This is a genomic window from Pseudotabrizicola formosa (assembly GCF_002900965.1).
In the GTDB taxonomy this organism is placed as follows: Bacteria; Pseudomonadota; Alphaproteobacteria; order Rhodobacterales; family Rhodobacteraceae; genus Pseudotabrizicola; species Pseudotabrizicola formosa.
The window spans coordinates 1,161,906-1,172,849 of record NZ_PJOM01000002.1 but is presented as its reverse complement, the minus strand read 5'-3'; the positions used below and the strand labels follow the sequence as shown (position 1 = coordinate 1,172,849).

Genomic DNA, 10,944 nt, shown 5'->3' with positions numbered 1-10,944 from the left:
GAGAGTCATATGGAGAGAACCGAGACCGAACTGATGCTGAAAGGCTATGGGTTGACCACGGCAGAAATGTTCTATCGCTTGCCCGATTATCGTAATGTTCTCAATACCTTCATCTGGCAGGACTATGATCTTGCCCCCGATTATCCGCGCCTGTTCAAGTTCATTGAATATTGGCAGGACAAGATTGAAGGCCCGCTGCATTCGGTGCGGTTCAGCCACAAGCGGCTGATCGGTCCGAATGAATGGCGCAATGTGGTCGGAGAGTTCCGGTTGCATTAAGCAAGCACTGGTCCCGCCGCAGGACGGTCGTTAAGGTCTGCTCCGTAGCATACGGGAGGAGACCACATGGCACAGCGCAGCATTCTGATCACCGGGGCAGGCTCGGGCATTGGCCGGGCCACGGCGCGGGCGTTCATCGCGGCAGGCTGGCAGGTGGCACTGGTGGGCCGCAGAGAGGACGCTTTGCGCGAAACCGCTGGCACGCATGACGCGCTGGTGCTGCCCACCGATGTCACGGATGAGGCGCAGGTCGATGCGGCCTTTGCGCGGGTTGCGGCACAGTTCGGGCGATTGGATGTGTTGTTCAACAATGCCGGCATGTCGCTGCCGGGCAAACCGATTGACGAGATTGCGGTGGCCGACTGGCTGGCCCTGTCGAATGTGAACATCACCGGCATGTTCCTCTGCGCCCGCGCGGCCTTTGGCCTGATGCGGCGGCAAGACCCGCAGGGCGGGCGGATCATCAACAACGGGTCGATCAGCGCGGACCGCCCGCGCCCCGGATCTGCCCCCTATACCATGTCAAAACATGCGGTCAGCGGGCTGACAAAAACCCTCGCGGTCGATGGGCGGCGGTTCGATATTGCCTGCGGCCAGATCGACATCGGCAATGCTGCCAGCGAGATGACGGCCGGGTTTTCCAGCGGCATGCCGCAGGCCAGCGGCGAGATGCGTCCCGAACCGTTGATGCCGGTGGTGCATGTGGCCGAGGCGGTCTTGCATATGGCCAATCTGCCGCTGGATGTGAACGTGCCCTTCATGACCATCATGGCGCGCGACATGCCGTATCTTGGGCGGGGCTGAGGCGCGTCACCGCACCCCCGGTTTCATCGCAGGACAGGCGGCACAGGCCGCCTGTCGCGTCAGCGCCCCCTGATCCTTGGGTCCAGTGCATCGCGCAAGCCGTCACCAATGTAATTGACCGACAGCACGGTGAGAGAGATCGCCACACCGGGCCAGATCACCCGTTCGGGATATTGCTGGATGTAATCCACCCCGTCGAACAACAGCCGCCCCCAGGTCGGGAAATCGGGCGGAAAGCCAAGGCCGAGGAAAGACAGAGCGGATTCGGTGATGATGGCCGAGGCGATGCCCAGCGTGGCCGAGACCATGATCGGGCTGACCACATTGGGCAGGATATGGCGCAGGATCATCCGGCGCGACGGGGTGCCGATGGACCGCGCGGCCAGCACGAATTCACGCTCTTTCAGCGCCAGAACCTCGCCGCGCACGATGCGGGCGGCCTGCATCCAGCTGGTGACACCAATGGCAAAGACGATCAGCAGGAAGGTGCCACCCTCTGGCCCCAGGGTACGCGAGAGGGGATCGCGGAACAGCATGACCATGACCAGCAGCAAAGGCAGCAGGGGCAGGGCCAGGAACAGGTCGGTCAGCCGCATCAGCGGACCGTCAAGCCGGCGGAAATAGCCCGCCGTCACCCCCACCAGCGTGCCCAGCAGGATGGAGATGGTCATTGCCACCAGCCCGACCGCGATGGAAACCTGCCCGCCCTTCATCATCCGGGCCAGCATGTCGCGGCCCAGCTGATCGGTGCCAAGGGGAAAGTCCCAGCTTGGCGGCTTGTTGCGGGTGCGGATCATCTGTGCCGCATCGGGGTTGATATAGGTGGGATCGGCGGTCCAGATGAAGGGGCCCACGGTCACGAACAGGATCAGCAGCACAAAGACCGTCAGCGCCGCAACCGCGCCCTTGTGGGTCTTGAACTGCGACCAGACATCCGACCACTGGCTGCGGGGTTTCTCGATGGCGGAGATGTCAGTCATAGCGGATCCTCGGGTCGAGCATGCCGTAGAGCACATCGGCAATCAGGTTGAAGAGCACGATCAGCACGGCAAAGATGAAGGTCAGGGTCTGCACCATCGGCAGATCCGACCCCTGGATGGCATTGATCAGCAGCGCACCAAGGCCGTTCACCTTGAACACCTGTTCGGTGATGATCGCCCCGCCAAAGATGGTGGGAATGCCAAGCGCGATGACGGTGACCACCGGGATCAGCGAATTGCGCAGCACGTGTTTCAGGACGACCACCCGTTCCGACATGCCCTTGGCGCGCGCCGTGCGCACATAATCCTGCGCCAGATTGTCGAGCATCGATGACCGCATGTAGCGGCTGATCTGTGACGCGTTGTACAGCGCCAGCACCGCCACCGGCATGGCCATCTGCCGCACCTGCTGCAAAAAGCTGTCCCAGTCGGTCACCCGCAGGCTGGTGTTGTAGATTGACGGGAACCAGCCCAGATTGACCGAAAACACCAGGATCAGCACCACCCCGGTAAAGAAGGTCGGCACCGAAAAGCCGATCATGGCGATGAAGGTGCCGATCTGGTCGAACCAGCTGTATTGCCGGTAGGCCGAATAAATGCCGATCGGCACCGCGATCAGAACGCCGATCACATAGGCCGAGCCGACCACGGTCAGGGTCTGCGGCATGCGTTCGGCGATGATATCCATGACCGGGCTGCGCGACTGCCAGCTGACGATGCGCTGCATCCCCTCGGACCAGGTGGTACCGAAGATACCATCGATCATCACCAGCGGTTCGACCCAGAAGAATTGCTTGAGCCACAACAGGTAGCGCACAAAGATCGGCTCGTTGGCCCCCATCGCCTCGATGATGCGCAGCCGCACTTCGGGCGGTACCGTCAGGGGGATCTGGCTCATCGGTGAGCCGGGCGCGAAATCGACCAGCAGGAAAATCACCAAGGAGATGAACAAGAGCGTCGGGATCGCCAGCAGCAACCGGCGGATCGTGAAGGTAAGCATCGGCGACGCCTCGGTTGTGCAGTCGGGCGGGCATGAATTTTTCTGTGAAAATTCAGACCCGCACGAGGGTTGAGGGAGAGGATGGAAAGGGAAGGGGCGCGCCCTTTTGAATTTTCACCGAAAATTCGATCAGGCGCGCCCCGGATGTCAGATCACTTGATGCGGAACCAGTCGCTGGCGTTCCACAGTTCGGAATCCCAAGTGTTCAGCACCACGCCGCCCAGCGTGTTGGAATGGGCCGACAACCGTCCACGATCCACCAGCGGCACGATGACATAGCTGTCCTTGGTCAGCATTTCGTTCAGGCGGATGGCGATTTCGCTGCGCTTTTCCGGCTCGCGGGTGCTGGCCAGTTCGGCCACCAGCGCATCATAGGCCGGGTCGCAATAGCGGTTGATGTTTTCCCCCTGCCAGCCATTGGCCGGGCTTGGGGCCTTGTCGCACAGGTATTGCGCAAGATAGGGCTCGGGGTCGGTGCCATCGAAGTTGTTGGCATACATTTCCACATCGGCATAGAATTTCTGGAAGGTGTCGGGCGAGCCCGGGTCGCCGCCAAAGAACACACCGCCGTCGACCGATTTCAGCTCGACCTCGACGCCCAGCTCATTCCACCAGCCCTTGATCAGCGCCTGGAAGTCCTGCCGCACCGGGTTGACCGAAGTCTGGTACAGCAGCTTCATCGGCACGCCATCCTTGGCGCGCATGCCATCTGCCCCCGCGACCCAGCCGGCTTCGTCCAGCAGGGCTTTGGCCCCTTCCATATCCTGAGCGATGCAGTCGGTGTTGGGCGAGGCGAATTGCGCCGGTGCCGGCACCAGATTGCAGGTCGGGCGCCCGGCATTGCCATAGCCGACTTCAACCAGCAGGCTGCGGTCGATGGCCATCGACAGGGCCTTGCGCACGCGGATGTCCGACAGCATCGGGTGCGGGTGCATGGCGGTGGAGCGCTCGCCTTCTGGCAGATCCGGCGACGGATCGGTCATGTTCATCTCGATCCGCTCGACCAGCGTGCCGAAGGCGGACACGAACTTGCCCTGACCGCCAGCCTCCATCTGGGCCTGCAGTTCGGGGTTGATCTGGGTGTTCCAGGCGTAGTCGAATTCGCCGGTTTCCATCACGGCGCGGGCTGCCCCCGCCGCATCGCCGCCGCCCTTGACGGTCATCGTGGCAAAGGCCGGTTTGGCCGGGTCGCGGTAATTCGGGTTGGCGGCCAGTTCGACCACGTCATTCACCTTGAAATCGGTGACCATGAAGGGGCCGGTGCCAATCGGGCGGAAGTTCTGTTCGGTGCAGGTGGGGGCGGCGGTGCCAAGGCAATTGGCAAATTGCGCGGCCTGCAGAATGGGCGAGGTGGCACCGACAAAGGCGGTGAAGGGGTTGGGCTTTGGCCCGGTCCAGGTGATCTTGACGGTCAGATCATCCAGCGCCTCGACCTTTTCGATCCCTTCATAGCGCGCGGCCTGCGCGCAGCCGCCTTCGGGATGGGTGCAGTATTCATACGAGAAGACGGCATCCGCCGCTGTCACCGGCGTGCCATCCGACCACAATAGGCCGGGGGTCAGTTTCCAGGTGATCGTGGTCAGGTCTTCGGAGATGCCGCCGTTTTCCACCGATGGAATTTCGGTGACCAGACGCGGGATGACATTGCCATCCTGGTCGAAACCGGCCAGCGGCTCCAGCACCAGAGAGCCCACTTCGACATCCTTGGTGCCCGAAGACAGATAGGCGTTCATGATCGAGACGGCTTGCGAATACAGGACGTTGACGTTGCCATCGGCCCCGCGTTCCGCAAATGCGGCAGGCGCAAAGGCCAATGTGGCGGCCGCGCCCAGAAGGGCGGTTTTCAGTTTCATAGGGACACTCCTTGTTGGTTGTGCTCGTTGGCAGTGGACGCGCCGGTTGATCCGGCGGCGGTAGGATCGGAATACAGATGGCAGGCCACAAAGCGGCCCGGTTCCACCTCGGCCAGCTCGGGTTTGACCTGACGGCACAGGTCGAACACCTTGGGGCAGCGGGTGCAGAAATTGCAGCCCTTTGGCGGATTGGCGGGCGAGGGCACATCGCCTTGCAGGATGATGCGTTGACGCGACCGCGCCAGCGTCGGGTCCGGTTCGGGCACCGCCGACAAAAGCGCCTCGGCATAGGGGTGCAGCGGGCGGGCATAAAGCGCATCGCGCGGGGAAAGCTCGGCAATCCGGCCCAGATACATCACCGCCACCCGGTCGGCGATATGGCGCACCATCGACAGATCATGGCTGATGAACAGATAGGTCAGGCCGAACTTTTCCTGCAAATCCTCCAGCAGGTTCACCACCTGCGCCTGAATCGAGACATCCAGGGCCGCAATCGGCTCGTCACAGACGATAAAGCGCGGGTTGAGGGCGAGGGCACGGGCAATCCCGATCCGCTGGCGCTGCCCGCCGGAAAATTCATGCGGGAAGCGGTTGGCAAAGCGGCGGTTCAGACCCACGGCATCCATCAGCTCATAGATCCGGGCCAGTTTGCGGTCACCGTCCCAGTCTGTGTGTTCGTTGAGCGGCTCGCCGATGATATCGGCCAGCGTCATGCGCGGGTTCAGGCTGGCCTGCGGGTCCTGAAACACCATCTGCATCTGCGGCCGGGCCTTTCGCAGATCTTCGGTGCCAAGGGTCGCCACATCGGTGCCGTTGATCTCGACCGTGCCACCCGTGATCTCGTACAGCCGCAGCAGGGCGCGGCCCACGGTGGATTTGCCGCAGCCCGATTCGCCCACCAGCCCAAGGGTTTCGCCCGGCATGATGTCAAAGCTGACCCCATCGACCGCTTTCACATCGCCGGTGTGGCGGCGCAGAATGCCGGAATAGATCGGGAAATACATTTTCAACCCGCGCACCTGCACCAGTGGCGTGATCGGTTTGGCCACATCAAGCATGCGCCACCTCTGCCACCCAATGGCAGGCCACGTCATGGCCCTTGCCAACCTCGCACCCGTCAATCGCGCGGCGTTCGGGGTTTTCCACAAAGCAGCGGGCGAAGGCATGCGCGCAACGGTCCCGGAAGGGGCAGGCGGCGGGCGCGCCGGTCATGATCGGCGGCTGGCCTTCGATCACCTGCAACCGCGCCTCACGCTCCCCGGTCAGCGACGGAATGGTTTTCAGCAAAGCGCGGGTATAGGGGTGTTGCGGATTGGCAAAGAGGTCCTTCACCGGGGCCTGTTCAACCACCTGACCGCCATACATCACCATCACCCGGTCGGCGATGCCCGCGATCACCCCCAGATCATGGGTGATCCAGACAATCGCCATGCCCAGTTTCTGGCGCAGGTCTTTCACCAGTTCCAGAATCTGCGCCTGAATGGTAACGTCCAATGCCGTGGTCGGTTCATCCGCGATCAGCACATCGGGGTCGCAGGCGAGTGCTATGGCGATCATCACCCGCTGCCGCATGCCGCCGGAAAACTGGTGCGGGTAGGATTTGAGCCGCGCCGCCGCATCGGGGATGCCGACCAGCGCCAGCAGTTCCGCCGCGCGCACCTGGGCTTGTTTCTTGCTCATCCCCATGTGGCGGATCAGCGGTTCCATGATCTGGTTGCCCACCGTGAACACCGGGTTCAGGCTGGTCATCGGGTCCTGAAAGACAAAGCCGACCTTTGCGCCGCGCACATCGCGCAGCTCATCCGCACTGATTTTCAGCAGATCGCGGTTGCCCAGCATCACCGTGCCCCCGCGCACATCTGCGGGCGGCGAGGGCAACAGCCCGATCAGCGACATCATCGTTACAGACTTGCCGGAGCCGCTTTCTCCGACAACGCCCAAAAGTTCACCGGGGTTGAGGTGGAAGCTGACTGAATTCACGGCATGCACTTCGCCCCCACGGGTGCGAAATACAGTTTTTAACCCCCGGACATCAAGGACGGGCGCGGCCCCATCGGCCATATGGTAACCCCCAAGTGGTTCTTTTTATTTATTATTCCGGTGTCATAGCCAAGGCTCGCCCGGTGATTTGACCAAGTGTTAGAGATTTTTGTGCATCCCGCAAGCGGCATGTTTGCCATGCCCTTGCGGCAGCGGGTCCGGGCTTGACCTTGCCTGTTTAAGCGGCGCACCTTCGACGCGAACGCATCAAGGACAGACCGATGACAAACCCGCTTTCCGCCCGCCAGATCCTTGACCAACTTGTCAGTTTTCCGACCGTCAGCCGGGATACCAACCTGCCGCTGGTTGACTGGGTCGAGGGCTATCTGGCCAGTCAGGGCATCACCGCACACCGGCACTGGAACGAGGACCGGACCAAGGCCGGGCTGTTTGCCCATGCCGGTCCCCTGGTGCCGGGCGGGGTGATTCTGTCGGGCCACACCGATGTGGTGCCGGTGGACGGGCAGGCCTGGACGTCGGACCCTTGGGTGGTGACAGAACGGGACGGGCGGCTTTACGGGCGCGGCACCTGCGACATGAAGGGGTTTGACGCGCTTGCCATCTGGGCCTTGGCGGAGGCGCACCGGCGCGGGCTGCGCCGCCCGTTGCAGATTGCGCTGTCTTATGACGAGGAGATCGGCTGCATGGGCGCGCCGCCGCTGATTGCGGCGTTGCAATCCGAATATCCCAAGGCCGCGCTTGCCATCATCGGCGAACCCAGCCGGATGAAGGCGGTCAACGGCCACAAGGGCGGGGCCGGTTACCGCGTGCATCTGCGCGGGTTCGAGGTGCATTCGTCGCTGCTGCCCCAAGGTGTCAGCGCGATCATGGAGGCGGCGCGGCTGATCATGTGGGCCAATGACCGCAATGCCGAGAATGCGGCCAAGCCCGCATCGGCCGTGGCGGCGCTGTTCGACCCGCCCTTCACCACGCTGCACACCGGCATGATTTCGGGCGGAACCGCGCATAACATCACCGCCGCCGACTGCCGCTATGTGATGGAATTCCGCGTCGTGCCCGGCGAGGCGCCGGAAGACTGGTGTCAGGCCTTCGAGGCCGAGGTGGCGGCCCTGCGCAGCGCCATGCAGGCGGTGCGGCCAGAGGCGGATGTGGTGCTTGAACGCTTCTTCGACGTGCCGCCTCTGGTGCCCGAAGCGGATGGCGAGGCCGAGGCCCTGGTGCGCCGATTGACCGGCGACAATGCCACCCATGTGGTCAGCTATGGCACCGAAGCCGGGCATTTTCAGGCAGCGGGCATTTCCAGCCTGGTGTGCGGCCCCGGTGATATCGCGCAGGCGCATCAGGCCGATGAATATCTGGAGATCGCCGAATTTCAGGCGGGGCAGGCGTTCATGGAGAAACTGCTGGCGGATCTGGCATGACCTTTCCGATCAGCTTGCAAAGCCCGATCCGTTTTCCCGGCCCACTGCCGCAGGCGGCGGATGTGGTGGTGCTGGGCGGCGGCATCATCGGGGTGATGACCGCCTATTATCTGGCGCAGGCCGGGCAAAAGGTGGTCCTGTGCGAAAAGGGCCGGATTGCGGGCGAGCAAAGCAGCCGCAACTGGGGCTGGATCCGCCAGCAGGGCCGCGACAAGGACGAATTGCCGATCGTGGTCGAGGCCATGCGCCTGTGGCAAGGCTTTGCGCAGACCTTCGGCGCTGCGCTGGGGTTCCGCCAGACCGGGGTGGTCTATCTGGCCAATACCGAGGCCGCGCTTGCAAAATACGCCGACTTCCTGCCGCAGGCGCAGGCCAATGGCGTCGACACCCGTCTGATGAGCCGGGCCGAGATTGCGGCGCTGCTTGGCACCTCGGCCGGATGGAAGGGCGGGATGATCACGCCTTCTGACGCGCGGGCCGAACCCTTTGTCGCGGTCCCGCTGCTGGCGGATCTCGCGGTTCAGGCGGGGGTGTGCGTGGTCGAGCAGTGTGCGGTGCGCAGCCTTGATCTGCAGGCCGGGGCGGTGGCCGGGGTGGTGACCGAACAGGGCCTAGTGCGCGCGTCGCGCGTGGTGGTGGCGGGTGGTGCCTGGTCACGGCTGTTTCTGGCGGCGCATGGGGTGGACATTCCGCAACTGTCGGTGCTGGCAAGCGTTGCGCAGACCGAACCGATGGCGGAGATCTTTCCCGGGGCGGCGGCGGATGATCATTTCGCCTTTCGCCGCCGGATGGATGGCGGCTACAGCATCGCGCCGGGGTCCGAGCATGACTTTTTCATCGGGCCGGATGCGTTTCGCAGCGTCGCGCCTTATCTGCCGGTTCTGAAACAGGATTTCCGCTCCACCCATTTCCGCCCGGTCGCGCCCAAGGGCTTTCCCGACGCATGGGGCACCAAGCGCCGTTGGGGCGATGGCCCCAGCCCCTTCGAGGCGATGCGCATTTTGAACCCGGCCCCGAACCGCACCACCCTGTCCCGCGTGCAGGATCGCTTTGCCGCCGCTTTTCCTGCGCTGGGCCGCCCGAAGATCAAGACCGCATGGGCCGGCATGATCGACACCATGCCCGATGTGGTGCCGGTGGTGGATCACGCGCCGATCCCCGGCCTCTCTATCGCCACCGGCATGTGCGGCCATGGTTTTGGCATTGGCCCCGGCCTCGGACGCGTGATGGCCGATCTGGTGATGGGCCGGCCAACCGGCCATGATCTGCGCCGGTTCCGCCTGTCGCGCTTCAGCGATGGCACGGCCCCCGAGGTGGGGCCGGCCCTGGCCTGATGCCTTATTTTTGATCAAAAGATCAGGATGCGGCGCTGACCCCCTTGAAGGGGGCGGCATTCCGGCCCACCATTCCGCCACCCTGACCCAGAGGAGGCCATGATGCCCGTCAAGAACCGCTTCGCCGAGATGCTGCCCGAAATCACCCAATGGCGGCGTGACTTTCACACCCATCCGGAACTGTTGTTCGAGGTGCACCGCACGGCGGCCAAAGTGGCCGACCTGCTCCGCGATTTTGGTTGTGACGAGGTGGTGACCGGCATCGGCCGCACCGGGGTGGTGGGCGTGATCCATGGCAAGACCGATACATCCGGCCGCGTCATCGGGTTGCGCGCCGATATGGACGCTCTGCCGATCCATGAACAGACCGGGGTCGACTATGCCTCCACCACGCCGGGCGTGATGCATGCCTGCGGCCATGACGGCCACACGGCGATGCTGCTGGGGGCGGCCAAATATCTGGCCGAGACGCGGAATTTCGACGGCCGCGCCGTGGTGATCTTCCAGCCGGCAGAGGAAGGCGGCGGCGGCGGGCGCGAGATGGTCGATGATGGCATGATGGACCGGTTCGGCGTGCAGGAAGTCTATGGCATGCACAACATGCCCGGCATTCCGCTTGGCACCTTTGCCATCCGTCCGGGGGCCATCATGGCGGCGGCGGATCAGTTCGAAATCACCGTCACCGGCAAGGGCGGCCATGCCGCCAAACCGCATGACTGCATCGACACCACGGTGATCTCTGCCCATATCATTGTGGCGCTGCAGACCATCGCCGCGCGCGGGGTCGATCCGATGAAACAGGTGGTGGTCAGCGTCTGCACCGTGCAGACCGATTCCACCGCGCATAACGTGATCCCGCAGGTGGTAAAGCTCAAAGGCACCGTCCGCACCATGGACCCGTCGGTGCAGGATTATGTCGAGCGCCGCATTTCCGAGATCGCGCAAGGCACCGCCATCGCGCTCGGGGGCAAGGCTGAGGTAAACTATCAGCGCGGCTATCCGGTCACCGTGAATGCCGAAGACAACACCCGCCACGCCGTGGCCGTTGCGCAAGCCGTCTCGGGGCAGGTCGATGACAACACGCCCCCCCTGATGGGGGCGGAGGATTTCAGCTTCATGCTGAACGCGCGGCCCGGCGCCTATATCTTCCTTGGCAATGGCGATACCGCGATGGTGCACCACCCCGCCTACAACTTCGACGACAATGCCATCCCCTTCGGCTCAAGCTGGTATGCCGGCATGGTCGAGGCCCGGATGCCTGCCGCCTGACCT

At 63.4% G+C, this 10,944-nt stretch carries 10 protein-coding genes; 5 read left to right on the top strand and 5 right to left on the bottom strand.

Features of this window, described 5'->3' with window-relative positions; genetic code table 11:
- Positions 1 to 9 precede the first annotated feature (9 nt).
- Together CXR43_RS09540 and CXR43_RS09535 are read left to right on the top strand one after the other, a co-directional pair.
- Positions 10 to 279: an usg protein gene (locus CXR43_RS09540; protein ID WP_103333723.1), complete on the top strand. Its 270-nt coding sequence runs from the start codon at positions 10 to 12 to the stop codon at positions 277 to 279.
- 66 nt (positions 280 to 345) lie between these two features.
- On the top strand, positions 346 to 1,083 hold the full coding sequence (locus CXR43_RS09535; protein ID WP_103333722.1) for an SDR family oxidoreductase: 738 nt from the start codon (positions 346 to 348) through the stop codon (positions 1,081 to 1,083).
- A 59-nt stretch (positions 1,084 to 1,142) separates the two neighbouring features.
- Here the strand turns inward: CXR43_RS09535 and CXR43_RS09530 are convergent, their stop codons facing one another.
- From CXR43_RS09530 to CXR43_RS09510, 5 genes are all read right to left on the bottom strand, one after another.
- A complete protein-coding gene (locus tag CXR43_RS09530) occupies positions 1,143 to 2,063 on the bottom strand; it encodes an ABC transporter permease (RefSeq protein WP_210402074.1) in 921 nt (306 codons plus the stop codon).
- A complete protein-coding gene (locus CXR43_RS09525; RefSeq protein WP_103333721.1) occupies positions 2,056 to 3,063 on the bottom strand; it encodes an ABC transporter permease in 1,008 nt (335 codons plus the stop codon). The genes CXR43_RS09530 and CXR43_RS09525 overlap by 8 nt, the downstream gene beginning before the upstream one ends.
- Before the next feature lie 152 nt (positions 3,064 to 3,215).
- Positions 3,216 to 4,916, bottom strand: coding sequence for a peptide ABC transporter substrate-binding protein (locus CXR43_RS09520; protein ID WP_103333720.1), 1,701 nt, complete (start codon positions 4,914 to 4,916; stop codon positions 3,216 to 3,218).
- A complete protein-coding gene (locus tag CXR43_RS09515; protein ID WP_103333719.1) occupies positions 4,913 to 5,974 on the bottom strand; it encodes an ABC transporter ATP-binding protein in 1,062 nt (353 codons plus the stop codon). Before CXR43_RS09515 ends, CXR43_RS09520 begins: the two co-directional genes overlap by 4 nt.
- Positions 5,967 to 6,977 (bottom strand): ABC transporter ATP-binding protein, encoded by a 1,011-nt coding sequence (locus CXR43_RS09510; RefSeq protein ID WP_103333718.1) that lies wholly within the window; start codon positions 6,975 to 6,977, stop codon positions 5,967 to 5,969. The genes CXR43_RS09515 and CXR43_RS09510 overlap by 8 nt, the downstream gene beginning before the upstream one ends.
- Positions 6,978 to 7,177: 200 nt before the next feature.
- Between CXR43_RS09510 and argE the strand changes: the two genes are divergently transcribed.
- The 3 genes from argE (at position 7,178) to CXR43_RS09495 (ending at position 10,941) form a co-directional block, all read left to right on the top strand.
- A complete protein-coding gene (gene argE, locus CXR43_RS09505; RefSeq protein ID WP_103333717.1) occupies positions 7,178 to 8,338 on the top strand; it encodes an acetylornithine deacetylase in 1,161 nt (386 codons plus the stop codon).
- Positions 8,335 to 9,672, top strand: a complete 1,338-nt coding sequence (locus CXR43_RS09500) for an NAD(P)/FAD-dependent oxidoreductase (RefSeq protein ID WP_103333716.1) — start codon at positions 8,335 to 8,337, stop codon at positions 9,670 to 9,672. Before argE ends, CXR43_RS09500 begins: the two co-directional genes overlap by 4 nt.
- A gap of 102 nt (positions 9,673 to 9,774) precedes the next feature.
- The gene (locus tag CXR43_RS09495) at positions 9,775 to 10,941 is read left to right on the top strand and encodes a M20 aminoacylase family protein (protein WP_103334162.1); all 1,167 of its coding nucleotides are present in this window, start codon (positions 9,775 to 9,777) and stop codon (positions 10,939 to 10,941) included.
- Positions 10,942 to 10,944 lie beyond the last annotated feature (3 nt).